We start from the raw sequence: 23,586 nt of genomic DNA on the forward strand, positions 1-23,586 counted from the left end.
GGGCTTTCGTATTTATGGCTGATGAGGATTAATCCTCGCGCGGGGTTATTTTACCGTAATCTTGCTCATTATTGCGGGTTAGCCACAGAGATAAGGCTTTCAGAGAATCCGGCGTGAACTCGTCACAACGTGCAGTGATTTCCTCTGGCTGCATCCAACGGACTTCATCTATTTCTTCTGCCTGCAATGCAAATGGGCCATGAGAAACACAGCTAAACAAGGCTCCCCATACGCGGCAGCACTCTTCTTCAAAGTAGAACTGACCATGTTCAGCGAAAGGCACTCCGGCAATGCCTAACTCTTCTTCCGCCTCGCGCCGAGCAGATTCAAGGTAGTTTTCACCACTTTGCACCACGCCACCGGCCGTCGCGTCCAGTTTTCCGGGATAGAAATCTTTGCTCTCAGTACGGCGTTGTACCAGTATTTTTCCCATTCCGTCGTGCACCACAATATAGGTAGCACGGTGGCGTAGTCGTTGAGCTCTCATTTGTTGACGACTGGATTGAGCAATAACTTCATTTTGCTCATCAACAATATCAACCCACTCGATGACTGCTGCTGGATTTTGCTCCACCATCCTCTGAAACCTTCTATCTGGGCGCGATTATACGCGCGCAATTGTTAACAAAGAGTTTGCAACTCATTATATTATATGGTTTTTAGTGCCAACTGGATGACTGGCTCATCATTTTGTAGGGTCAGAACCTGTAAAACCCCCTCATCCAGCATGCCATAACTCGCTGGATATCCCCCTTTCGGGATACTCACTGAGCCGGGATTAAAGCATATGACGTCATCTTGCCATTCCGCCTGTGGTAGATGAGTATGACCATAGACTAAGACATCCCCTTTACGCAACGGAGGAAGCGCCCCCGGATGATAAAGGTGACCATGCGTCAAAAATAAACGTGTTTCTGGCATTATAATCTGCTGCCAGCCGGCCATAATAGGGAATTGCAATAACATTTGATCGACTTCACTGTCGCAATTACCGCGCACAGCAATAATCTTGTTTTTATAGGGATTAAGACGTTCTGCAACTGCGGCGGGTTGATAACCCGTCGGTAACGCATTCCGTGGCCCATGGTTGAGTAAATCCCCCAATAACACCAGCCATTGCGCTCCACTGCGGTCAAATATCTCCAGAACTTTTTCAGTGGCCGATAGCGACCCATGCAGATCAGAAGCAAATATTAACTTCATGATATCGTCTTCTCTTAGGCCTACTCTCAGTAAATCAAGTGGCACCGGCCACCGATATACATAATGAGAACTCAATAAGGCTTCATTCTATCATCCAATCAGTCAGATTAATCCGAGAAAAGCCACTATCCACCATAAGAAAATTTTATCGTAAAAAACTTTTATCACAAAAAACAATGCCGACATGAAAGAATACTGTCAGCGTTGTACGGGATTGAATGGGGGAATTTGTTATAGAGAAGGCTGCGATACCAACTCATCCAGCGTCAACTGATTGAATAAGTACCCCTGCATTGCATCAATATTACTGCCTTTGAGTTGCTCCGCTTCATCCTCATTTTCTACGCCAACCACAATCACCCCGAGACAATATTTCTTAATATTATTGATCAAGACTGGGAAAGTGTGTTTGTTGTGCTGCCAGAAGAAATGCTTATCAATTTTCACATATTCGAAAATATTAGCAGTCACTGCATTTAAAGTGCACCCCCCGCTACCCAGGTCATCCAACCATAGTGGATATCGCTCAGCTAAATCGCGTAACAGTGGATTATTCATTCCATCAGATAAATTGGAGAAAGTTTCCATAATTTCCAGTCGCAGGAAAGGCAGTTCATCAAGCATCCGACGAGTCGGCTCATCAGTAACAATCACACTCGCTAAGTCAAAATCGATATTAATTGAAAGCAGGACATTATGCGTGATAAACCACTCGCTATAAGCTCTCACAGCACATAATTGATCCTGGAATAAGTCGGCCTTTCTATTGATATCCAATTCATTAATAAAATTTTCAACATCAATGGGTAAATCTACCGATTTGGCTGAAAATCGGCTTAATAGCTCGACTGCTAATAAACTACCGTCTTGTTTATATATAGGTTCACATACATAAGAACAATTAACTTCAATGTTTAGCTTCATGCGCACCTGAAAAGTGTAGGGTCAACAATAAGGCAGCAGCCTGACCTCAGCCGGAGGGTTAATAAGCCACCGTCAGTTTTTATAAAATACTCAAATTTTATTTATGAAAACATCCACATAACAAGACAAAAGAGGTTGACGGCCTCTTTTTCATTCCGATGAGTATATTGACTCTAGCAGAAAATCGCGAATTCAGCCTTAAAGTCACCGAAATGGCTTATAACCATGGTTAGCGGTCAGAAACCATAAGGCACATAACGCCGAAGGCTCGACCACTCACTGGGTAATAATTGTATTAATCGGATCAATTGGGGAATTTATTTAGTTATTATTTTTTATTTTGTTAAAAAATTCACTCAGGGTGTGCTCAGTGTCGTAGGAGAAGAGTGCGAGATGACCTATGCTGAAAAGAAACCAGACTGCCGCTATCCCCAAAGAATTTGGAATTGCAGGTAGGTATCAAGTAAGAAGGGTATAAACGGAGATTGGCTATGCGTATTTTAATCACTGGAGCTACAGGGCTCATCGGGCGCAGTCTGACCGCATTCCTTTTGTCGCAAGCTCATCAAATAACAGCACTAACCCGTGATCCTCAACGAGCAAATAAAGCGCTTGGCTCACAAGTCACCTGCTGGTCAACATTAAATGACCAACATGACCTTAATGATTTTGATGCCGTCATTAATCTCGCGGGCGAACCTATTGCTGAAAAACGCTGGACGCCACAACAGAAAGAGATTTTGTGTCAAAGTCGTTGGCAGATAACCGAAAAACTGACGACCTTAATTAAGGCCAGCAGTCAGCCGCCAGCCGTATTTATTTCAGGATCTGCGGTCGGATTTTATGGCGATCAAGGGCAAGCGGTGGTCACCGAAGATGAAGCACCACAGAATGAATTTACCCATATGTTATGTGAACGTTGGGAGAACCTTGCTCGGGCAGCTGAAAGCAGCCAGACAAGGGTTTGCCTGCTGCGTACCGGTATTGTGTTGGCCCCCCATGGCGGCGCGTTAGCAAAAATGGTGCCGCTATTACGCCTTGGTCTAGGAGGCCCGATCGGTGATGGCCGTCAATATCTGCCATGGATACATATTGATGACATGGTTCATGGCATTTATTATTTATTGACGACTGCTGGTCTTAATGGCCCATTCAATATGGTTTCCCCTTATCCGGTACATAATGAACAATTTATTGCCACGTTGGCTGAAGTGCTAGACCGCCCAGCGGTTATTCGCACCCCTGCGGCAGCTATTCGCTTGTTACTAGGAGAATCTGCAGCTTTGGTATTAGGTGGGCAGCGGGCGATACCTAAACGCTTAGAAGAAGCCGGTTTTGCTTTCCGCTATTTTGAGTTAGAAGAAGCCCTGCGTAATGTACTGAATAAACCTATCGCCTAATTGAATTAACGCGGGATAGATAAAATAACTATCCCGCCCAACCCGGACTTACTTCAATGCACCAGAAAGGAATTGCTGCAAACGAAGGCTTTTAGGGTTACCAAAAAGCTCGGCTGGCGGGCCTTCTTCTTCAATAACACCTTTGTGCAGGAAGATAACATGGCTGGAAACGTGACGGGCAAACTCCATTTCATGAGTCACCACCACCATGGTTTTCCCCTCTTCTGCCAGTTTTTGCATTATCCGCAGAACCTCACCAACCAATTCAGGATCCAATGCGGAGGTTGGCTCATCAAATAAGAGTACATCAGGCTCCATCGCCAATGCCCGGGCAATGGAAACACGTTGCTGCTGGCCTCCAGAAAGATGCACTGGATATTTAGCACGCGCGCGCTCATCAATCCCGACTTTATCCAAATAGCGAATCGCTCGCTCTTTAGCCACCGATTTACTTAACCCTAAGACTTGAACAGGGGCTTCCATCACATTTTCCAACACCGTCATATGGCTCCATAAATTGAAATGCTGGAATACCATCGTCAGACGCGTGCGAAGTAATTGTAGCTCTTTCTTATCAAAAACTTTTAGTTGTCCGTCTTTATCTCTAACCAATCGGATATTTTGGTTATTGACGCTGATCGACCCTTCGCTGGGTTTCTCCAGAAAATTGATGCAACGTAAAAAAGTACTTTTCCCCGAGCCTGAGGAACCAATAATGGAAATAACATCTCCGGCTTTGGCTGAAAGTGAAACGCCTTTTAAGACCTCATGTTCGCCATAATATTTATGCAATTCCGTCACGGACAACTTGGTTTCAGCTATTTTAGTTTCTAATGTGTCAGTCATGGTTTTTAATGTATCAGTCATAAGGTTCTCCGTACTTAATGTGATGCCTGAGGTTTTATATGTGCCAGCCAACGTTTTTCTGCCTGGCGGAACAGGCTAATTAGCGTAAACGAGATAATCAGATAAAGTACGGCAGCAATACCAAAAGCATAAAATGGCTGATACGTCGCAGCATTAATATCACGTGCTATTTTCAGTATATCTGGCACTGTGGCCGTAAAAGCCAATGCGGTGGAATGCAGCATTAAAATCACTTCATTACTGTAGGCCGGTAAAGCAATGCGTAGCGCAGAGGGTAAAATAATACAGCGATACATTTTAAAGCGTGAGAAACCATAGGCTCTGGCTGCTTCTATTTCGCCATGAGGCACCGAACGAATCGCGCCCGCGAAGATCTCCGTGGTGTAAGCACAGGTATTGAGCGTTAGTGCCAAAATAGTGCAATTCAGCCCGCTGCGAAAAAAGGCATTAAGTAGATCGTTACCTCGGACTATCTCCAAGCTGTACATTCCAGAATAAAATATCAGTAATTGCACATATAACGGCGTACCACGAAAGATATAGGTAAAGATCCATACCGGTAAGCGAATCCAGCGCCGCTCGGCTACCCGCGCTACTGCCAACGGAATTGCCAATAACCCCCCCATCACGACGGAACTAATTAATAGCCACAGGGTAACAGCCATGCCGGTAAATCGATAGCCATCACTCCAAAGCAGGGCTTGCCAATATTGATGTAAGATTTCTATCATAGTTCGGCCCTCTTCACTCCATGGGAATAGCGCCGTTCCAACCACAGTAAGACACCATTCGAGATGGTGGTAAAAATCAGATAAACCACACCAGCCACCAATGCGAAGAAGAACGGCTGATAAGTACCTTTCCCTGCTAACTGTGTGGCTTTGACCACATCATTCAGTCCTAAAATAGAGACCAATGCCGTCGCCTTGAGAATGACTTGCCAATTATTACCGATACCTGGTAGTGCGTAGCGCATCATGGCAGGAAACATAATTCTGCGGAAAATCTGGCTGGAAGAGAAACCAAATGCTCTTGCTGCTTCAATTTGACCAGCCGGAACCGCCATATAAGCGCCACGGAAAGTTTCAGTGAAATAAGCTCCGTAGATAAACCCGAGGGTGATAATCCCAGCTGAAAGAGGATCAATATTAATTTGTTCGAAACCGAGAGATTCAGTAATGCTATTTAGGAATATCTGCAATCCGTAGAAAATCAGCAGCATTAAAACTAAATCAGGCACACCACGAATCAGCGTGGTGTAACACTCAAATAAGCCTGATAAAAGGCGATTTGATGATAATTTGCCACCGGCACCTATTAAGCCGATAATCACTGATAGCAGCACTGAACACAATGCTAACTCCAGCGTCACCAGCGCACCTTCAAATATCAGTTTGGAATATCCATCCAGCATCTGGGTTATCCTATTTTACTGAGTAAGGAGTCTGGTTAATGACTTTGGGTTAATAGCCCAATAACAACCCCTGCCCAAATTAGGGCAAGGGTTATTTCAGCCAGCGGAATTAACCACCGTAAACATCAAAATCGAAATATTTTTTTGCGAGTTTGTCGTAGGTGCCATCTTTGCGCATTTCTGCAAAGGCTTTATCCAATGCCGCTTTCAGTTCCACATCATCTTTACGCAAGCCCATACCGGTGCCTACACCAAAGAATTGATCATTTTTGACTGATGGCCCGGCGAAAGCATAATCTTTACCAACCTCTTGTTTCAGGAAACCTTCACTGGCTGCGACTTCATCCTGGAAAGCCGCGTCAATGCGACCAGAAGCCAAATCAGAGTAGATCAGATCCTGATTTTGGTAGGCAACAACATCAATACCTTTTGGCTGCCACTCAGCATTGGCGAATGCTTCTTGAGTAGAACCTTGCAATACCCCAACACGTTTACCTTTTAAGGCCACTAATGTTGGCTCTATTTTGCTGCCTTTAGTGGCGATCAAGCGGGAATTGGCTGCAAAAAGTTTGTCGGTGAAGGCAATCTCTTTTTGGCGTTTTTCAGTAATAGAGAGTGAAGAGATAATCGCATCAATTTTTTTAGCTTTCAGCGAGGGAATCAGTGCATCAAAATCACTTTCAACAAAAGTACATTTGGTATCAATACGGTTGCATAGCTCTTTTGCTATATCAATATCAAAACCTACCAATTCACCACTGGCATTTTTCGATTCAAAAGGAGCATAAGTTGGGTCTGTACCAATTTTGATATCTTTAGGAATAGCAGCAAAAGCACTGCTGGCAGCAGCCAATGCTAATATTAAAGGCAGAACCAAAATCTTCTTATTCATACATAATCCTCAAATTGATTTTCGATGCCCAAAGTACGTTAGTTTTCTCTACAACCCTTAGCGTCCCTAATAATAAGGTTCCATAAATCGATGTGCAGTAATCGTGCCAGTAATTATCAGGAGAGAAAGCTCATTTCATCACTGCTTTATTGGCATAAAAACCACTCAATGTGGGCATTAGGTCGTAGGTAAAAACTGAATACACAATCTATGCAACAGTGCACGTTCTGAAACAGCATTATTGTGGTGCATAATGCGCCCCATTTCAGTGCGATGTTGCACAAATGTATCAATTTGTGGGGAAATGTTAATTAGAACCTTGCCAGCGAATGAATAGATCTTTAGGTAGCTCGATATCAAATTGATCAATAACCCGGTTAACGGTCTGATCAATCATATCCTCGATGGTTTCCGGGCGGTGATAAAATGCAGGCATCGGCGGCATGATAACCGCGCCCAATTCAGACGCCTGTACCATCAGCCGTAAATGGCCCAAATGTAGCGGAGTTTCGCGCACACATAGCACCAATGGGCGGCGTTCTTTCAATATAACATCGGCTGCGCGGGTCAATAATCCATCGGTATAGCTATGAACAATGCCAGATAACGTTTTGATTGAACAAGGTAAAATAACCATGCCACTGGTCTTGAATGACCCCGATGAGATACACGCGGCGATATCACGAGAATCGTGTACCACATCCGCCAGCGCCTGCACCTCCTTAACACTAAGCTCTGTTTCGAGCGCTAGCGTCTGACGCGCCGCATTACTGATAATCAAGTGGGTTTCCACGCCCTCGACCTGCTGCAACACCTGTAACAGGCGAACACCATAAATGGCACCGCTGGCACCACTGATGCCAATAATAAGTCGTTTCATGGAAAACTGCCTCAAACTGAAAATCGCTAACAATAATTATGCGCAGCATAATGGAATAAGGCCAAACTTTGCCGCATCAGGTAATGATTAGCAAGTCATGGCGCTAAGCTAGCTTACATAAAAAAAGGTGCACCGCGCTTGAACGCTGGTTGCACCTTTTTAATTCACTTTGTCTTTTTCACTAAATATACCCGACAGATTTCAAGATGACGGGTATTACCCTTCGTTATGCATCTCCAGGTTTTCCGCTTCGTTATGATTACGTAATGCTTGTGCATCATCGTTACGTAACGACTCCAGATATTCCAGATAGCTTTGATCCACATCTTTAGTGACGTAAACGCCGTTAAAGACTGAGCACTCAAACTGGGTGATATCTGGGTTATCTTCGCGTACAGCCTCGATAAGGTCGGTAAGATCTTGGAAAATCAGCGCATCAGCGCCAATTAGCTGGCGAATCTCGTCGACTTCACGACCATGTGCGATTAACTCATTGGCACTTGGCATATCAATGCCATACACATTCGGGAAACGAATCTCCGGGGCGGCAGAGGCGAAATACACTTTATTTGCCCCAGCTTCACGCGCCATTTCGACAATTTGTTCCGATGTGGTACCGCGCACAATAGAGTCATCCACCAGTAATACATTCTTACCACGAAATTCTGCGCGGTTGGCATTCAGTTTACGGCGTACCGATTTACGGCGTTCCTGCTGGCCCGGCATGATAAAGGTACGCCCAACATAGCGGTTTTTCACAAACCCCTGGCGGTACGGTTTATCCAGAATTCGGGCGATTTCCAGCGCGATATCGCAGGAAGTTTCTGGGATAGGAATAACAACATCGATATCCAGGTCTTCCCACTGTTTGGCAATTTTTGCACCTAATTTCTGGCCCATGCGCACACGCGCACTGTAAACAGAAATTTTATCCATAAAGGAGTCTGGACGGGCAAAATAAACATACTCAAACAAGCACGGATTGTATTTCGGATTTTCCGCACACTGACGGGTGAACAACTGGCCTTTTTCGGTGATGTACACGGCTTCGCCCGGCGCAACATCACGCAGGAATTCGAAACCAAGGGTATCCAGCGCCACACTTTCAGACGCGACCATGTATTCATTACGGCCGTCAGCAAGAGTGCGTTTACCAATCACCAGTGGGCGAATGCCGTTAGGGTCGCGGAAAGCAACCATACCGTGACCGATAATCATCGCGACACAAGCATAGGCACCACGAATCAACTGATGCGTAGCGGCAACAGCGGCAAAAATGTTGTCAGACTCCAACGGATAGTGCTGGAAACGGTCCAATTCACTGGCAAAAATATTCAGCAGAATTTCCGAGTCAGAAGTGGTATTCACATGACGGCGAGAAACTTCGAATAATTTCTTTCTCAACTGGTGAGCGTTAGTCAGATTACCGTTATGAGCCAAAGTGATGCCAAACGGTGAGTTAACGTAGAAAGGCTGAGCCTCGGAAGCACTGGAACTGCCTGCCGTTGGGTAACGAACATGACCAATCCCCATATTCCCCTGCAAGCGCAGCATATGCCGGGTTTCAAATACATCCTTCACCAAGCCGTTTGCTTTACGCAGCCGGAACCCATTATGGGCATCAATGGTAACGATGCCCGCAGCATCCTGGCCTCGGTGCTGAAGCACCGTCAGCGCATCATAAATCGACTGGTTTACCGGTGCAAAACCGGCGATACCGACAATACCGCACATGTTGTCTTTTCCTCATAAGCCGCTCCGAATCGGTAATTGATTCGGTAAGAAACTCGACGTGCTCTGCAGATAGTCAAAAAACCACCTGATGATATAACTGAACTGCGGGATTAATTGCGACTGTTTCCAGTCAACACTCTGTGAGAAACCGGTAAACGTGTCCAGAAAGAACAACATGGCAGAGACAATCAGAACGCCTCTCAGCGCCCCAAAACAGACCCCCAGCACTCTGTCAGTTCCTGATAATCCAGTACGTTCAACCAGCGAACCAATCACATAGTTAACAATAGCCCCGACGATCAATGTCGCGATGAACAAAATGCCGATAGCAATTCCGTTGCGAACCACTTCATCCTCAAAACGAGTGAAGTAGACAGCAAGGTAAGTGTAAAAATGACTGGCAACAAAAAACGCACATCCCCATGTTACAAGTGACAATGCTTCACGGACAAAGCCCCGGATTAAGCTGACTAAAGCAGAAAATCCGATAATCCCTATAATGACGTAATCAATCCAGACCATGACTATTCCAATGACGAAATCGCCGCTGCATCCTGTTCGCGGCGAATTCTAACAGAAAAAGAAAACGTTTGCGTAGAGGAATTATGACCGGCGACAAATTAAAGTGCGGCGATTTTAAAAACAACAATCGCCGCACAAACTTAACGCGAACCCCCCCGCACATCCTATGTCTTATACTCTAAATAATTCGAGTTGCAGGAAGACGGCAAGCGAGAAAATCCCGATAAGCTTACTGTAGTAAGTGATTCGGGTTATTGAGCGCAGCCAACGCACATGCAGCTTGAAGTATGACGAGTATAAACTTTAGCGCCCCGTGCCATAGGGCTTAACCTGCCCATTCAGACCACTCAGTGAATTAAGTTCTGGCAAGGCTGATTGTAGCTTTTGCTTTGACGCATCCGGCCCCACGAATACGCGGGTAATCTGGCCCTGAACCGGCGTTGCTGGCACGGTAAATGCCCGATGACCTGACAAGCGCAGCGTCGCAACAATTTCATTCACTTTGGCCGCATTTTTTAGCGCCCCAAGTTGGACAACATAGGCCTGCCCTACAGGTGCTTTTTCTTCCATGGCCGGTTTACTTTCCGGCTGAGTTTCCGGTTTAACCTCAGGTTTTGGCTTAACTTCCTGCGGTTTTTTCTCGACCGGAACTGGCTTACTTTCTACTGGTTTAACTTCAGCCGGTTTCTTCTCGACAGGTTTCACTTCAACCGGCTTACTTTGTAGCGGTGGCGGTGCCACAAGAGTGGGTTCAGACGGCAAATTACCGGCATCATTAGCAGCCTGAGAGGCGGAATCATCTTTAGGGACTTCCACGGCCTGCGCTGCACCTTCCGGCGGCGCAATAGGTAGAGGCTGATTGATCGGCGGAACCGCATCAATCTCCTGGCTATCACCGGGCTTTGGCACTAATGGAATGGCAGCAAACTCATCCTCATAATGCTTCTTTTTACCATCCAGTAACCCCGGCAGCACAATCACGCCCAAAGCCACCAAAATTATGGTCCCAACTAAACGGTTCTGGAACTTACTTGCCACTCACTCGCCCCTCAATGCTTTATCAATTCAATCTGTTACAAATTCAATGCTGCCATGACGTGAGCAACTGTATGGAAAGAGCCACAGACAATGACCACATCCTGTGGTTCTGCATCCTGCATAGCTTGTCGCCAGGCAGTTTCGACATCACTAAACTGGCGTGATTGTGCCAACTGCTCGGCTAATTGCTCCGCACTGGCCCCACGCGGCCCTTCCAGCGGCGCGCAGTACCATTCATCAACTTGCTCAGATAAGCATGCCAGCGTACCACCAATATCTTTATCCGATAACATCCCGACCACTGCGCGCACTTTGCCTTGTTTGGGCAACTTAGCCAGTTTATCGGTCAAATAACGCGCTGCATGCGGATTATGAGCCACGTCCAAAATCAACAGTGGCTGCTCACTGACTATCTGAAAACGCCCAGGTAAACTGGCGGCCTGCAACCCCTGGCGAATGACTTCTTCGCTCAATGACAACCCGGAATAATGCAATACTGCCAGCGCCGTCGCAGCATTGGCTAGCGGCACATTCGGCAACGGTAACTCGCTCCATTGGCGGCCATCGCAGTGCCATTTCCAGCTTTTTTCTTGCTGACTGAATTGCCAGGCAATATCCCGCTGATATAAGTGTGCACCGAGTTTTGCAGCAACATCTGCAATAGATTGTGGCATATCAGGTTCCCCTACCACTGCGGGCTTACCCGCACGGAATACACCGGCTTTTTCCCGGCCAATGCTTTCACGGTCAAACCCCAGCCAGTCAGTATGGTCTATTGCAATGCTGGTGATAGCGGCAACATCCGAATCAACAATATTAGTTGCATCCAAACGCCCCCCCAAGCCCACTTCGAGAATGACCACATCAAGCTTAGCCTGCTTAAACAGTTGCAATGCAGATAAGGTGCCGAACTCGAAGTAAGTCAGTGATATATCTTGGCGTCCGGCTTCAATGTTGGCAAAAGAATGGCTGTGTTCGGCTTCAGGTAGCTCTTGCCCCTGAATACGGACGCGCTCGGTATAACGCAGAAGATGAGGTGAGCTATACACCCCGACCCGCAGACCCCCAGCCAGTAAAATGGATTCCAAGGTACAGCAGGTGGTGCCTTTGCCATTAGTGCCGGCAACGGTAAATACTTTAGGGGCAGGTTTAAGCAAATCCAAACGCTCAGCAACCTGTTTAACACGCTCCAGCCCCAGCTCGATTGGCTGAGAATGCAAACGTTCGAGATAGTAAAGCCACGCGGCCAAAGGCGATGTGGCTTGGGGAATTTGATTGTTGTCCATGAGTCCCACCACTGGCCTTTATATCCTTCGTACTTGAAATTGCAGGGGTGTTCGCTACGTTCATGCACCCGAATCACTTACCAGCGTAAGCTCATCGGGATTTGTTCGCTCGCTGCCTACCTGCAATTCCAATAACGTTGGATATATCTTTTCTTATAGAGAGCGACAAAGCTTAAGTTGCGACAATGCACAATAATCGGGCACCACCTTATCAGGGTGATGCCCGTTCAGTTAATCAGGCATCAGCCTGATTATCAGTCACCGCTGCATCAGCCTTGACTTCAACCACGCTTGGCTGCGGCTGATGAGTCAATTTCGACAAGATGCTGGCTAGCGTCTGACGCATAACCGGACGGCGAACTATCATGTCGATCGCGCCTTTTTCAATTAAAAATTCACTGCGCTGGAAACCCGGTGGCAGTTTTTCACGTACAGTTTGTTCGATAACCCGAGGGCCAGCAAAACCAATCAATGCTTTAGGTTCAGCAATATTGATATCACCCAACATCGCCAGACTGGCGGAAACGCCGCCCATGGTCGGGTCAGTCAGCACTGATATGTAGGGCAAACCGCGCTCTTGCATTTTCGCCAGAGCAGCACTGGTTTTTGCCATCTGCATCAGAGACATCAATGCTTCCTGCATACGGGCACCGCCACTGGAAGAGAAACACACCAGTGGACAATTATCTTCCAACGCTTTTTCTACTGCGCGAACAAAGCGAGCACCTACCACTGACGCCATTGAACCGCCCATGAAGGCAAATTCAAATGAAACCGCCACAATAGGCATCCCTTGCAAGGTTCCTTTCATGGCAACCAAAGCATCTTTCTCGCCTGTCTCTTTTTGTGCAGCAGAGAGACGATCTTTATACTTTTTGGAATCCCTGAATTTCAGGATATCCTTCGGCTCCAGTTCGCTACCCAATTCGACTTCACTGCCAGCATCCAACAGCATATGTAACCGCGCGCGGGCGGACATTCGCATGTGGTGATCACACTTAGGACACACTTCCAGATTGCGCTCTAACTCGGCACGATAAAGTACCTGACCGCAACTGTCGCATTTCGTCCACACCCCTTCAGGAATACTCGCTTTACGGGTTTGTGTGATATTGCTTTTGTTAAGAATTCGTTCAATCCAGCTCATCGATGACCTTTCTGTTTGAACCTGGCTATTGCCAGTCCGCTGTGCGTGCTTTAACCATCTTCCTGAAAAAACCAATAAAAATGCCCATGTTATAGGCCGGTACAGCGTAACTGTAACCAAAGCACTAAACTGGCACTAAACTCGGATTATCTACAGGAACAGACCATAAATGTTACTCATTAAACCATATTGGCTCGACAGTGTAGATAAAAAACTGGTCGAACCCACGGCTCAGGTAACATTTTTACTGATTTTTCTGACGAGAACTCGCACGCCGATGGCGCCAAACCTCGAATACACCGGGCAAAATTGACACCACAATAATGGCGACAATCAGTAATTTCAGATTTTCCTGAACAAACGGCATGTTACCAAACCAGTAGCCAGCATAGGTGAATAACAGCACCCATACTAATGCCCCAATCACGTTATAAGCGGCAAAGTGACGATAGGACATTTTCCCCATACCCGCGACAAACGGCGCAAAAGTACGGATAATAGGGACAAATCGCGCCAGGATAATCGCTTTGCCGCCATGTTTTTCATAAAACTGATGGGTTTTATCCAGATAACTGCGACGGAAAATTTTGGAGTCCGGGTTACTGAATAGTTTTTCACCGAATACCCGGCCAATGGCGTAGTTGACAGCATCACCCAGAATGGCAGCCGTGACCATCAAAGCAACCATAACATGGACATTAATATCATTGGAGGGCAAAGAGGCTAAAGCTCCAGCCACAAACAACAGAGAATCACCCGGTAAAAACGGCGTCACTACCAGGCCAGTTTCACAGAATAAAATCAGAAATAAAATGGCATAAACCCAGATTCCATACTGCGCCACCAACTCCGCTAGATGAACATCAATATGCAAAATAAAATCAATAACGAAACGTATAAATTCCATAAATACTCTCGAGAGGTAAACGAGCTTAATCTTTGATTGAGCGAGTTTAGCTGAACTTCCTTAGGGATTCCTTAACCCCCGCTCACCAGACAGTCAAACTCGCCTTATTATCTAAAATAAAGTGATATAAAATAAGGCTACGATATCAGTCATCAGCTAAAAAAAGTGGCCCCATCGGCGCTTTCGGTAACGCAAAGTGTTCAGGATAGTCGACGGCGACTAAATATAATCCTTCCGCTTTTGCGGTTGCCGCTGCACGTGCTCGGTCTTTCAGTGCGAGCAACTCTGCCATCCAAGTGACATCTTGATTGCCGCAACCCACCTCTATCAAGCTGCCGACAATATTACGCACCATATGATGAACAAATGCGTTGGCTTTGATATCTACCACGATATATGCGCCATGTCGGGTAACTTTGACATGTTTTACATTTCGCCACGGGCTACGGGACTGGCATTGTACGGCACGGAACGAGGTAAAATCGTGCTCGCCGAGCAAACTTTGCGCAGCCTGTTGCATTTTTTCGGCATCAAGCGGCAGATAGCAATGGGTCACCCCTTGCGCCAATACTGCAGGGCGGTAGCGATGATTAAAAATAATATAACGGTAGCGACGAGCCGTAGCACTGAAGCGGGCGTGAAAATCATCATCAACCGTTTTGACCCAACGAACGGCAATATCGGGGGGTAAATGGCTGTTGACCCCCATCGTCCAGGCGGCTTCTTTGCGCTCAGCCGTGGTAACAAAATGAACCACCTGCCCGGTCGCGTGCACTCCAGCATCCGTTCGCCCAGCACAAAGTACGCCAATAGGCTCATTGGCGACTGTCGAGAGCGCGGCCTCCAGACAAGCTTGGACGCTGGTCACTTCCTGCTGGCGTTGCCAACCAAAATAGCGGCTACCGTTGTATTCAATACCCAGCGCAATTTTAATGCTCGCAGCTTTAGCCACGGTGCTTTCTGGCTGGGTTAACTCAAGTTCGGACATCAGTATAGTTGCTCCTGCAACAGGCGCTCCGCCGTTTCAATTGCCATCAATGCACCACCAAAACGAATGTTGTCGGCCACCGACCAGAACTGCAACACTTCGGGAATACCATAGTCATTGCGGATACAACCAATACTTAAGACATCACTACCAGAAGCATCACTGACTTGAGTCGGATAATCATCTTCTTCAGATAATTGGATATCTTCGCAACTTTCCAGTTCACTGCGAGCTTCGTCTGAGGAGATCGGGCGTAACGCTTCCAGATGAACCACCTGTGCCTGGCCATAAAATACCGGCGACTGGATGCAGGTCACGGAGATAGGTAAGCCGTCATCTTGTAAGACTTTACGCACCTGATCGACCAAGAGGCGCTCTTCGCGTACACTGCCCTCTTCATCCGCCAACAGCGGCAAAACGTTAAATGCCAATTGCTTGGCGAAGATGCCCGGCTCGGCTGGGATACCGTTGAGTAATTTAGCACTTTGCCCTGCAAGGTCATCCACTGCGGCTTTGCCGTGGGCAGAAGCCGAAAGCAACGCGGTAACATGCAGGCGGGATAAACCGGCCTGTTCAGTCAGCGGTTTAATCGCGGTCAACAGTTGGCTGGTCAGGCTATCGGCGACCGCCACAATATTGCGATTGCGGTAATCGGCCAATACTTGAGGATTCACACTCGGCACCACCAACGGCACATCCGGCTCCATTGCGAATAAGCCGCTGCTGTCGATGACCAGACAGCCAGCATTCCCCGCTTCTTCCGCATATTGTGCAGAAGCATCACGGCCTGCAACAAAGAAAGCCAACTGCGCCTGCGACCAGTCAAATTCTGCAACATTTTCCACTAGCACACTTTTACCATTAAAGCGCACAGTCGCACCGGCGCTGCGCTCGCTGGCCAGCGGATACAATTCACCAACCGGAAACTGGCGCTCACTTAACAGCTCCAGCAAAGCTTCACCTACTGCGCCCGTTGCTCCTAACAGAGCAATATTCCAGCCGTCAGACATGTTGGTTTTCTCCACTAACGTTCATTAAATTACAAAGAGTTATGCAAATAACAGAATGGTCATTTACTAATGAATTAATTCGGCATACCCAAAGTCATTGGAGTTGCAGGTAGGCAGCAAACGAACGACAACTTGGTTGTAAACCATGTTGAACAGCGCTTGCGCTGGCCCTCAGGGTGAGTCTCATTAGAGGCTCATAATCCCGATGAGCTTACATAAGTAAGTGATTCGGGTTCGTGAGCGTAGCTAACACCCCTGTAGCTTCAAGGACGAAGGGTATTGGTGCTAAACCCTAACTTCTGTAGCAACTCGGCACTGGCTGCATCATCGCACTGCACGCAAAGTGATGACCATTCACGCCGCTCCTGATAATGCTTGCGCAAGCGGTCAAACTCGCCCGGCAGGCCAGCAACACGGCGCAGCGGCGCATCATCGCGGCGCACATCATACACCAAGTGCATCAATCGTTTTAATTTGCCTTCGTCCAGCTCACCATTTAATCGTAATTGACTAAATTCTGGGGTTGGCAGCAAGCTGGCAAGTTCGACAGATTGCGGCTGGCCCAGATATTGGCTAAATGCTTCAAACACTTGGGTGGTGCCGCGCGCTTTGCCTTCTAAGGTGTATCCGGCAATATGCGGGGTGCCAATATCAACGCGGGCCAAAAGCGGTAAAGATAACTCCGGCTCCGGTTCCCACACATCCAACACCACACTGAGCTTTTTACCTTTCTCCAGCGCACGGAGCAAGGCGGCATTATCGACCACCGCGCCACGGCAAGCATTAATCAGAATGCGGCCATCCGGTAGGGCCGCCAACAGCTCATCATCCGCCATGTGTAAGCTTTGATAAGGGCCAGTTTTATTCAGCGGCGTATGGAAAGTGAGAACGTCAGCTTCGCGCACCAGTTTTTCCAGTGGCCAGAAAGCCTCTTTATCGCCCCGATCCGCGCGCGGAGGATCACACAGCAGCGTTTTTACGCCAAGAGCTTGCAGGCGAGCATTCAGTCGCGCCCCCACATTGCCGACACCAATGATACCGACAGTTTTATCACGCAACTGGAAGCCATCGCGTTCAGCCATCATCATTAGCGCAGAAAAAACATATTCAACCACGGCAATAGCATTACAGCCGGGCGCTGCGGAGAAACCAATGCCTTGTTGCTGTAGCCAGTTTTCATCAACATGGTCAGTACCGGCGGTCGCCGTGCCGACAAAGCGAATGGAAGTGCCTTGCAACAGCGCCTCATTCACTTTGGTGACCGAGCGCACCATCAGCGCATCAGCACCCGCGAGTGCATCAAGGGGAATTGGCCGCCCCGGCACCGCCTGTACATCACCTAACCGCTGGAAGAGCGCATCGGCATACGGCATATTCTCATCAACCAGAATTTTCACTTTGTTCTCCGGCAGCTTACTGCCCTAAAAACAGGAAGGGGGGACATTATAGGCCACTATTGTATCTGCGGAAACGCTCCGGTGTGGTCCCTGATACCTGTTGGAACATGGCAATGAACGCTGAGGCTGAGCTATAGCCGACATCAAGTGCCACACTTTGCACCGTTCGCCCTTGTTCCAGTAGCGAAATGGCATGTAAAAAACGTAATCGTTGCCGCCATTCGCTAAACGCCATGCCCAATTCCTGCTGGCAACGGCGCGATAAAGTGCGTTCAGTGGTATAGACCCGTTTAGCCCAAAGTGCCAGTGAGGTATTGTCTGATGGGCAGCGCTCCAGTGCTGTCAGAATGGGCGACAGCAACTTATCTTGTGAGGTTGGCAAATAAGTGCACTGCACCGGCGAGATTTTGAGCTGGTCAATCAGCACAGATCCTAAGCGCATATCTGGCTCACTTTCCGGCATTAACACACCACGGGAGAAGCAATTCTCCACGATAGCATTAAAAATCGGGCTGACATTGATCAGGCAAGCTGACGTGGGCAGCCCATCACAGAGTTCCAGCGCGATATCAATAGCACGAAAATGCATCGGTTTGCGGTTATAGCTGGAATGCTCGACCCCGGCGGGGATCCAAACACTGAATTCAGGTGGGGCCAGAAAGCGCTGGCCGCCGATATTCATTGCCAGCACACCCGATTTAACACATATCAATTGCCCGTAGGTATGGGTATGTGGCAAGAACTCAGTATCAGCATTGTATATTTCACAGCGAAAAGACAGATTCTGCGGCGCGATAGCCGCCACCACCGGGAAATTAGCTTTTGTCATGGTTATTTATCCCCCGCGGCAATACCTCTGCCCGCTAAAGTTGTCCTAATCACAGCAAACATTGTCTGGTTATCAGTATATAGAATAAATCAGACAAGGATACACTACGCTTAATATGAGTTAGATGAGAATTATCAGCATGAATGTGTTATTTCCCCTCTTCGCGGTGATTATCTGGTCAATCAATGCCGTGGTCAGCAAGATGTCCGCCACCGCTATCGATCCAGCCGCCATTTCCTTTTATCGCTGGGTACTGGCATTGCTGACCCTCACGCCATTTTTGTTGCTGGGTGTTATCCGCAACTGGCCGGCCATCCGCGTCTATTGGTGGAAATTGATGATTTTGGGGCTGCTGGGCATGGTGCTCTACCAAAGTCTGGCTTATTACGCCGCCCATAGTGTCAGCGCCCTGTTTATGGGCATTCTTAGCTCGCTTATCCCCTTACTCACCGTGCTTATTAGTATTGTGGTGCTGCGAGTCGCGCCTACCGTCGGAATAGCACTGGGTAGCCTATTGTCATTAGGGGGATTGGTGTGGTTAGTCAGCGCGGGTAACCCAGCGCAATTGCTGCAACAGGGCATTGGTAAAGGCGAGCTGATGATGTTTGCCGCCTCGGCCTCCTATGCTCTCTACGGGGTATTAACCAAGCGCTGGGCAATTCAGTTGCCCAACTGGCAATCACTTTATATGCAAATTGTTTTTGGCGTGGTGCTGTTAATACCCAACTTCCTGCTGGCAGCGGATGTTCAATTAACCGCACAAAATATCCCGTTGGTATTATTTGCAGGTATCCCGGCCTCTATTATTGCGCCTTATTTATGGATCCACGGCGTCATGCGGCTGGGCGCAAACACCGCGTCAATATTTATGAACCTGACACCGGTGTTTACTGCCATTATCGCCGTGACTTTCTTGCATGAGCAACTGCACAGTTACCACCTGATTGGCGGCGGTATTACTCTCGCAGGGGTGATATTAGCTCAACGTCTGCGCACACCATTACGCAAAAATCAGTAATCCCTCCGTCAATCAGGCAAAAAAAAGCCCGGCATAATCACACCGGGCGAGTGATAAGGAAAATATTATCTTAGAAAGAGGCCAACCACAGGCGCAGTTTCATTCCCCAATAGCTAGTCCAACCGCTGGTGTGCTGCACCATTTTGCCTTGATAGAGGATAACCACCGTCGGCGTGACATTAATTTGCCACTGGGCTGATAACTGGCCTTGTGGGTCATTTATCACCGGCAGTTGATAGCCTTTCTTGCGCAACCCAGTCTCAACTTGCGCGGGGGCTCCTGACCTCAGCGCCACAGTCAGGACATTCTCCCCCTCTTGCACCAACTGATTGACACTGGGTGTGGTGAATTTACAGACACCGCACCATGTCGCCCAGAAATAGATAAGCAGCGGTCTTTCCTGACTCATCTCCTGCAAGGACACCGTCTTTCCCGCCAGTGTTTGCCATGGCGTATCCGGCCAGTCAGTTGGTGCTTGTGGGCTACGCAGCCAATCCATGGCGAATGAAACCACCGCCGCCAGCAGCAATAAAACCAGCAGTTCTTTGCCCCAGCGCTTTAAGCGTTTCATTTACCCGCCTGCGCCAATTGTTGTTTCACTATTTCCTCCAGTGCTTGATAAGAAATAGCCCCCGGAATCATTTGTTCGCCAATCAAGGTGGCCGGTGTGCCCTGAATACCCAGTTGCTCAGCCAACTTCAGATTGGAGCGCAGCACATTTAAACTTTGCTCACTTGGCTCCACGGCCGTCACCCCGGTTTTTTTCTGAGCGGCGGCAATACTACTGGCATCATGGAGGCCCTTTTTCGCCATCAAACGCTGATGAAAAGCCATCCATTGGTCAGGATGCTGTTGCCACAATGTCAATGCCAATCGCGCACTGCTCACTGAGCCTTCCCCTTTGAATGGCAAGGGTTTTATCACCACCGCCACCTGTGGGTAGTCTTTGACTAACTTTTCCAGCAATGGGTCAAATGTTTTGCAGAATGGGCAATTGTAGTCGGTGAAAGAAACCACGGTCAGTTGCGGGGTAGTCGCGCCAAAACGCGGGCTACCGGGGTCTTGATACAGAGCTTGCTTATTCGCGGCGATAAACTGGCTCAGTTGTTGCCCCTGTGCTTCATTGGCCTGCTGCTGCCAGGCATTGACCGATTGCTCCAGAATATCTGGGTTAGAGATTAATGTTTCGCGGATCAGTTCTTTAATGCGGACTTCCTGTTCCGGGGTGAAGGGAGCCGCCGCCCATAGAGGCGTCGAAAACAGAAGCAACAGTAATACACTCAACATTCTCATTACAGTCAACATGCTCATTTTTCATTTCCTTTAGCATCGGCCAACACTTTCAGCAGAACATCACTGCCCAGCAGCGGAGAAAGTACCACTCCCTGCGGCTGCTGTGGCCCATAAATTTGATTGAACGGGATGGCAACACTGCCGCGTTCACGTAAAAATGCGGTGATATCCGCAGAAGGACGTGTCCAATCTCCGCGTAACGCCACCACGTCCGGCGCTTGCAAAGCTTGTTGCACATCATCGCGCATCAGCACATGTATTTTGTTGATTTTGCAAGTCACACACCAATCGGCAGTGACATCAACAAACACGCTTTTATCTTCGGCGAGTGCCTTTTTAATGGCGGATTCTGTTAACGGCTGCCACGGGATATTGTCATGCAGCGGCTTGCGCCATAAATCGGCGGTTAGCGCCCCCATCAGCAGTAAGCCACCGACAATCAGCAGCGCGATTAAACTGACTATCGCGACGATGCGGGTGCCGTAACGCCAGCCAATAGCCAGTAGCAGCGCCAGCAAGAGGATTCCGGCGATGACAATGACGGCTTGTAGGCCGATGTGGCTGACCATCAAGCTCAGTAGCCACAGACTGGACACCAGCATCAGCACCCCCATGGCGATACGCAAGTGGCTCATCCAACGGCCGGGGCGCGGTAAGCACAATGCCAGTTTGGGCCATGCGGCAACCGCCAACCACGGCAAGCTCATCCCAACACCGAGTGCGGTAAATATCCCCCACAGCGCCGGTAACGGAGCCGCCAGTGCAAAAGCCACTGCCGTGCCGAGGAAGGGAGCTGAGCACGGAGTTGCCAGCAAAGTTGCCAAAGCGCCTTGCCCAAAGTGGCCAACCAGACCGCGTGCGCCCGGCTTCTCGACGCGCGGGGCGGCGATGCGGGAATGCAACGAGGAAGATAGCTGAATCTCGAATAAGCCGAACAGATTGGCGGTAAAAAGTGCGGTGACTAAGACCATAAAACCGATAAACCACGGATTTTGGAACTGAATCCCCCAGCCAAGCGCATGGTTGCCCAGACGTAAAGCCGTCATCAGCAAGGCCAGCAACCAAAATGAGGTGATAATTCCGGCCGATGAGGCCAAAAACTGCCACCGCACCTGACGGCGAGTTTGCTGCTCGGTTTGCAGAATCGAACTCAGCTTCATTGCTAATACTGGCAGCACACAGGGCATCAGGTTAAGGATTAATCCCCCCGCCAGCGCCATCAGAACCCAAGACCAAAATGAGGCGTTGGATTGCGGTAACGTCAGCGCTTGCCCGATAGTCACCCTGGCCTCTTGCGCCAGCCCGCCATCCGTCAGCACCAGAGTCAATGGCTTGCCGCGCAGGTCTCCCACGCTCTCCCCCCAACCATCTGTGGCGGGTACCCGCACCGACAATTGATTACCCTGCACAGTGACGATAGGCTTGCCAAGATCGACATCTTCCAGAGTATCGAAGAACAATTCCGGCTTCTGCCAACCCTCATCACGCTGAGCAAGGATTTGCACTTCTCCTTGACTAAAACCGGCCTGAATATGCGGAGTCAACGCATTGGCAATCGGTACCTGCCCCATCGCTTGGGCAAAATCGTGTTCGAACTGCTGCTGATTTTCCGCGCTGACGGCAGAGGACAAATCGAGGCTAAAGGGATAGTCGGTCAAAATACAGACATTACTGCATGTCGACAGAGTCAGTATTCCGCTTAATATGTCGGGAACCTTGCCGGAAATCACCATCGGCAGAGTGACCTGCTCATGATATCCCTGAGTAGAAATCCCAGACACATCAAAACGTTGGGGTACCGGCCAGTACCATTTCACCGCGTCGAGAGGCGGCGACCAGGCAATAGTGGGTGCAATACCCCCTTCCCCCGGCGAACGCCAATAGGTTTTCCAACCTTTTTCCAACTGGACGCTAAGTAACATGCGGGTTTCATTGCCAGCAGAAGGCTCGGCACGAATGCGAACCTTGGCATGATCATTTTGCGCACTGACCAGCCAGCCGCTATCTGCCGCCCAAAGAGTCGGCATCCAGAGCAGCAACAGACAGAACAAAGCTGTCTTGCTTAAATTGAGCATTATTTTCTCCAAAAATAGATTAATTACAACAACATCGAAAGTTGCTGAGCTATTCCCGGAAAATGCATAATCGCAAATGCACCCTCAAACCACTGGGTGATATGACTCTGGGCGGAGGGAACCGCATACTGGCTGGTATGATGGGGATCAACAGCAGAAGCAATAAGCCCAGAGAGAAAATGGCTAATTCGAACAGAACAGGGGGGGATGCTAGCAAGGATTTGGCACTTAACTCACAAGAGGTTGGGCCGTCATTTGCATCGGTAACCACTTGTGATGATGACGTCAAAAGAAGACTTTTTTCCAGCGCGTGCAAGCTGGCGATGCGTTGCGTCATACAAACCAGTATGACCAGGCAAGCCAGAGAGAGAAACCATTTGGCGGCGCGTTGTCTTTTAAACATCATCTGTATTTAAACATCATCCGTATTTGACCATTATCCATGCTTAACTATTATCAGCCACCAGCTGAATGAGTTATCCCTTAAATGATTAAATCAATTCCATTTAAGGTTGAGCGCCCATCTTAGCGGCATAATTAAGATTATCAATCTTTGAACCTAAACAATCAGTCAAAGTGACATTTAATTACAAAAGCATTTGGCCAAAAACATAACCAGGATGTATTGGTCGCCCACATTTACAGGTATTATACCCAATAGATTTCGAGTTGCAGGTAGGCGGCAACGAAATGAACCCAAGGAGTTGAGATAACTCAATGACTTGGGGGATTGATGGCAGCCAACAACCCTGCATCTTGAAA

24 protein-coding genes are annotated in these 23,586 nt (G+C 48.3%); 2 read left to right on the forward strand and 22 right to left on the reverse strand.

The window, feature by feature from the left end; translation table 11 throughout:
- Nucleotides 1-28: 28 nt before the first annotated feature.
- From yfcD to FTA91_RS09295, 3 genes are all read right to left on the reverse strand, one after another.
- The gene (gene yfcD / locus FTA91_RS09285; RefSeq protein ID WP_004391627.1) at nucleotides 29-577 is read right to left on the reverse strand and encodes an NUDIX hydrolase YfcD; all 549 of its coding nucleotides are present in this window, start codon (nucleotides 575-577) and stop codon (nucleotides 29-31) included.
- Between the two features lie 71 nt (nucleotides 578-648).
- Entirely contained in the window at nucleotides 649-1,203 is a 555-nt protein-coding gene (gene yfcE, locus FTA91_RS09290; RefSeq protein ID WP_050112978.1) for a phosphodiesterase, read from the reverse strand.
- Nucleotides 1,204-1,434: 231 nt separating this feature from the next.
- A complete protein-coding gene (locus FTA91_RS09295; RefSeq protein ID WP_186366633.1) occupies nucleotides 1,435-2,127 on the reverse strand; it encodes an EAL domain-containing protein in 693 nt (230 codons plus the stop codon).
- Nucleotides 2,128-2,618: 491 nt separating this feature from the next.
- Between FTA91_RS09295 and FTA91_RS09300 the strand changes: the two genes are divergently transcribed.
- Complete coding sequence (locus tag FTA91_RS09300) at nucleotides 2,619-3,527, forward strand: TIGR01777 family oxidoreductase (protein WP_050112976.1); 909 nt, start codon at nucleotides 2,619-2,621, stop codon at nucleotides 3,525-3,527.
- A 48-nt stretch (nucleotides 3,528-3,575) separates the two neighbouring features.
- Here FTA91_RS09300 and hisP read toward each other — a convergent pair whose 3' ends face one another.
- The 15 genes from hisP to FTA91_RS09375 all read right to left on the reverse strand — a co-directional run bounded on the left by hisP (nucleotide 3,576) and on the right by FTA91_RS09375 (nucleotide 18,438).
- Nucleotides 3,576-4,373 carry a histidine ABC transporter ATP-binding protein HisP gene (gene hisP, locus FTA91_RS09305; RefSeq protein WP_072082487.1) on the reverse strand — a complete coding sequence of 266 codons (798 nt, stop codon included), beginning with the start codon at nucleotides 4,371-4,373 and terminating at the stop codon, nucleotides 3,576-3,578.
- Nucleotides 4,374-4,408: 35 nt separating this feature from the next.
- Nucleotides 4,409-5,125 (reverse strand): ABC transporter permease, encoded by a 717-nt coding sequence (locus FTA91_RS09310; RefSeq protein WP_032820323.1) that lies wholly within the window; start codon nucleotides 5,123-5,125, stop codon nucleotides 4,409-4,411.
- Nucleotides 5,122-5,808 carry a histidine ABC transporter permease HisQ gene (locus FTA91_RS09315; protein WP_050112975.1) on the reverse strand — a complete coding sequence of 229 codons (687 nt, stop codon included), beginning with the start codon at nucleotides 5,806-5,808 and terminating at the stop codon, nucleotides 5,122-5,124. The genes FTA91_RS09310 and FTA91_RS09315 overlap by 4 nt, the downstream gene beginning before the upstream one ends.
- A gap of 109 nt (nucleotides 5,809-5,917) precedes the next feature.
- Nucleotides 5,918-6,700 carry a histidine ABC transporter substrate-binding protein HisJ gene (gene hisJ, locus FTA91_RS09320; RefSeq protein WP_050112974.1) on the reverse strand — a complete coding sequence of 261 codons (783 nt, stop codon included), beginning with the start codon at nucleotides 6,698-6,700 and terminating at the stop codon, nucleotides 5,918-5,920.
- 307 nt (nucleotides 6,701-7,007) lie between these two features.
- On the reverse strand, nucleotides 7,008-7,580 hold the full coding sequence (locus FTA91_RS09325; protein WP_050112973.1) for a UbiX family flavin prenyltransferase: 573 nt from the start codon (nucleotides 7,578-7,580) through the stop codon (nucleotides 7,008-7,010).
- Between the two features lie 216 nt (nucleotides 7,581-7,796).
- Nucleotides 7,797-9,314: an amidophosphoribosyltransferase gene (gene purF, locus FTA91_RS09330; RefSeq protein WP_050112972.1), complete on the reverse strand. Its 1,518-nt coding sequence runs from the start codon at nucleotides 9,312-9,314 to the stop codon at nucleotides 7,797-7,799.
- Nucleotides 9,315-9,326: 12 nt separating this feature from the next.
- Nucleotides 9,327-9,836 carry a colicin V production protein gene (gene cvpA, locus FTA91_RS09335; RefSeq protein WP_050112971.1) on the reverse strand — a complete coding sequence of 170 codons (510 nt, stop codon included), beginning with the start codon at nucleotides 9,834-9,836 and terminating at the stop codon, nucleotides 9,327-9,329.
- Nucleotides 9,837-10,139: 303 nt separating this feature from the next.
- Nucleotides 10,140-10,874 (reverse strand): cell division protein DedD, encoded by a 735-nt coding sequence (dedD, locus tag FTA91_RS09340; RefSeq protein ID WP_050112970.1) that lies wholly within the window; start codon nucleotides 10,872-10,874, stop codon nucleotides 10,140-10,142.
- 35 nt (nucleotides 10,875-10,909) lie between these two features.
- Entirely contained in the window at nucleotides 10,910-12,160 is a 1,251-nt protein-coding gene (gene folC, locus FTA91_RS09345) for a bifunctional tetrahydrofolate synthase/dihydrofolate synthase (protein WP_145536124.1), read from the reverse strand.
- 235 nt (nucleotides 12,161-12,395) lie between these two features.
- Nucleotides 12,396-13,307: an acetyl-CoA carboxylase, carboxyltransferase subunit beta gene (gene accD / locus FTA91_RS09350; protein WP_004391607.1), complete on the reverse strand. Its 912-nt coding sequence runs from the start codon at nucleotides 13,305-13,307 to the stop codon at nucleotides 12,396-12,398.
- Between the two features lie 244 nt (nucleotides 13,308-13,551).
- Nucleotides 13,552-14,214 (reverse strand): DedA family protein, encoded by a 663-nt coding sequence (locus FTA91_RS09355; RefSeq protein WP_038631759.1) that lies wholly within the window; start codon nucleotides 14,212-14,214, stop codon nucleotides 13,552-13,554.
- 145 nt (nucleotides 14,215-14,359) lie between these two features.
- Nucleotides 14,360-15,202 carry a tRNA pseudouridine(38-40) synthase TruA gene (gene truA / locus FTA91_RS09360; RefSeq protein WP_145536123.1) on the reverse strand — a complete coding sequence of 281 codons (843 nt, stop codon included), beginning with the start codon at nucleotides 15,200-15,202 and terminating at the stop codon, nucleotides 14,360-14,362.
- On the reverse strand, nucleotides 15,202-16,212 hold the full coding sequence (locus tag FTA91_RS09365; RefSeq protein ID WP_050112967.1) for an aspartate-semialdehyde dehydrogenase: 1,011 nt from the start codon (nucleotides 16,210-16,212) through the stop codon (nucleotides 15,202-15,204). Before FTA91_RS09365 ends, truA begins: the two co-directional genes overlap by 1 nt.
- Nucleotides 16,213-16,475: 263 nt before the next feature.
- Nucleotides 16,476-17,609, reverse strand: coding sequence for a 4-phosphoerythronate dehydrogenase PdxB (gene pdxB, locus FTA91_RS09370; protein WP_050112966.1), 1,134 nt, complete (start codon nucleotides 17,607-17,609; stop codon nucleotides 16,476-16,478).
- A gap of 46 nt (nucleotides 17,610-17,655) precedes the next feature.
- Nucleotides 17,656-18,438: an AraC family transcriptional regulator gene (locus tag FTA91_RS09375; protein ID WP_145536122.1), complete on the reverse strand. Its 783-nt coding sequence runs from the start codon at nucleotides 18,436-18,438 to the stop codon at nucleotides 17,656-17,658.
- Between the two features lie 139 nt (nucleotides 18,439-18,577).
- Here FTA91_RS09375 and FTA91_RS09380 point away from each other — a divergent pair, with 139 nt between their 5' ends.
- A complete protein-coding gene (locus FTA91_RS09380) occupies nucleotides 18,578-19,456 on the forward strand; it encodes a DMT family transporter (RefSeq protein WP_145536121.1) in 879 nt (292 codons plus the stop codon).
- Nucleotides 19,457-19,526: 70 nt separating this feature from the next.
- On the opposite strand, the gene FTA91_RS09385 is transcribed toward FTA91_RS09380, so the two are convergent.
- From FTA91_RS09385 to FTA91_RS09400, 4 genes are read right to left on the reverse strand one after another with little or no spacing between them, the layout of a single operon-like run.
- Nucleotides 19,527-20,027 carry a protein disulfide oxidoreductase gene (locus FTA91_RS09385; protein WP_050112964.1) on the reverse strand — a complete coding sequence of 167 codons (501 nt, stop codon included), beginning with the start codon at nucleotides 20,025-20,027 and terminating at the stop codon, nucleotides 19,527-19,529.
- Nucleotides 20,024-20,749 carry a DsbA family protein gene (locus tag FTA91_RS09390; RefSeq protein WP_145583238.1) on the reverse strand — a complete coding sequence of 242 codons (726 nt, stop codon included), beginning with the start codon at nucleotides 20,747-20,749 and terminating at the stop codon, nucleotides 20,024-20,026. Before FTA91_RS09390 ends, FTA91_RS09385 begins: the two co-directional genes overlap by 4 nt.
- A gap of 14 nt (nucleotides 20,750-20,763) precedes the next feature.
- The gene (locus FTA91_RS09395) at nucleotides 20,764-22,824 is read right to left on the reverse strand and encodes a protein-disulfide reductase DsbD family protein (protein WP_145583225.1); all 2,061 of its coding nucleotides are present in this window, start codon (nucleotides 22,822-22,824) and stop codon (nucleotides 20,764-20,766) included.
- 49 nt (nucleotides 22,825-22,873) lie between these two features.
- Complete coding sequence (locus tag FTA91_RS09400) at nucleotides 22,874-23,227, reverse strand: hypothetical protein (protein ID WP_050113140.1); 354 nt, start codon at nucleotides 23,225-23,227, stop codon at nucleotides 22,874-22,876.
- Nucleotides 23,228-23,586: the final 359 nt, after the last annotated feature.

Origin of the sequence: Yersinia thracica (genome assembly GCF_902170565.1) — a bacterium.
Lineage (GTDB): Bacteria > Pseudomonadota > Gammaproteobacteria > Enterobacterales > Enterobacteriaceae > Yersinia > Yersinia thracica.

Excerpts from the sequence above, each read along its gene's own strand:
- FTA91_RS09375 (WP_145536122.1), bottom strand. The coding sequence starts at position 18,438 with ATGACAAAAGCTAATTTCCCGGTGGTGGCGGCTATCGCGCCGCAGAAT.
- hisJ (WP_050112974.1), bottom strand. The coding sequence starts at position 6,700 with ATGAATAAGAAGATTTTGGTTCTGCCTTTAATATTAGCATTGGCTGCT.
- FTA91_RS09300 (WP_050112976.1), top strand. The coding sequence starts at position 2,619 with ATGCGTATTTTAATCACTGGAGCTACAGGGCTCATCGGGCGCAGTCTG.
- FTA91_RS09325 (WP_050112973.1), bottom strand. The coding sequence starts at position 7,580 with ATGAAACGACTTATTATTGGCATCAGTGGTGCCAGCGGTGCCATTTAT.
- folC (WP_145536124.1), bottom strand. The coding sequence starts at position 12,160 with ATGGACAACAATCAAATTCCCCAAGCCACATCGCCTTTGGCCGCGTGG.
- FTA91_RS09395 (WP_145583225.1), bottom strand. The coding sequence starts at position 22,824 with ATGCTCAATTTAAGCAAGACAGCTTTGTTCTGTCTGTTGCTGCTCTGG.
- FTA91_RS09355 (WP_038631759.1), bottom strand. The coding sequence starts at position 14,214 with ATGGAATTTATACGTTTCGTTATTGATTTTATTTTGCATATTGATGTT.
- FTA91_RS09295 (WP_186366633.1), bottom strand. The coding sequence starts at position 2,127 with ATGAAGCTAAACATTGAAGTTAATTGTTCTTATGTATGTGAACCTATA.
- purF (WP_050112972.1), bottom strand. The coding sequence starts at position 9,314 with ATGTGCGGTATTGTCGGTATCGCCGGTTTTGCACCGGTAAACCAGTCG.
- hisP (WP_072082487.1), bottom strand. The coding sequence starts at position 4,373 with ATGACTGACACATTAGAAACTAAAATAGCTGAAACCAAGTTGTCCGTG.
- FTA91_RS09390 (WP_145583238.1), bottom strand. The coding sequence starts at position 20,749 with ATGAGAATGTTGAGTGTATTACTGTTGCTTCTGTTTTCGACGCCTCTA.
- truA (WP_145536123.1), bottom strand. The coding sequence starts at position 15,202 with ATGTCCGAACTTGAGTTAACCCAGCCAGAAAGCACCGTGGCTAAAGCT.
- FTA91_RS09315 (WP_050112975.1), bottom strand. The coding sequence starts at position 5,808 with ATGCTGGATGGATATTCCAAACTGATATTTGAAGGTGCGCTGGTGACG.
- FTA91_RS09380 (WP_145536121.1), top strand. The coding sequence starts at position 18,578 with ATGAATGTGTTATTTCCCCTCTTCGCGGTGATTATCTGGTCAATCAAT.
- FTA91_RS09400 (WP_050113140.1), bottom strand. The coding sequence starts at position 23,227 with ATGTTTAAAAGACAACGCGCCGCCAAATGGTTTCTCTCTCTGGCTTGC.
- yfcD (WP_004391627.1), bottom strand. The coding sequence starts at position 577 with ATGGTGGAGCAAAATCCAGCAGCAGTCATCGAGTGGGTTGATATTGTT.
- yfcE (WP_050112978.1), bottom strand. The coding sequence starts at position 1,203 with ATGAAGTTAATATTTGCTTCTGATCTGCATGGGTCGCTATCGGCCACT.
- accD (WP_004391607.1), bottom strand. The coding sequence starts at position 13,307 with ATGAGCTGGATTGAACGAATTCTTAACAAAAGCAATATCACACAAACC.
- FTA91_RS09385 (WP_050112964.1), bottom strand. The coding sequence starts at position 20,027 with ATGAAACGCTTAAAGCGCTGGGGCAAAGAACTGCTGGTTTTATTGCTG.
- cvpA (WP_050112971.1), bottom strand. The coding sequence starts at position 9,836 with ATGGTCTGGATTGATTACGTCATTATAGGGATTATCGGATTTTCTGCT.
- FTA91_RS09310 (WP_032820323.1), bottom strand. The coding sequence starts at position 5,125 with ATGATAGAAATCTTACATCAATATTGGCAAGCCCTGCTTTGGAGTGAT.
- FTA91_RS09365 (WP_050112967.1), bottom strand. The coding sequence starts at position 16,212 with ATGTCTGACGGCTGGAATATTGCTCTGTTAGGAGCAACGGGCGCAGTA.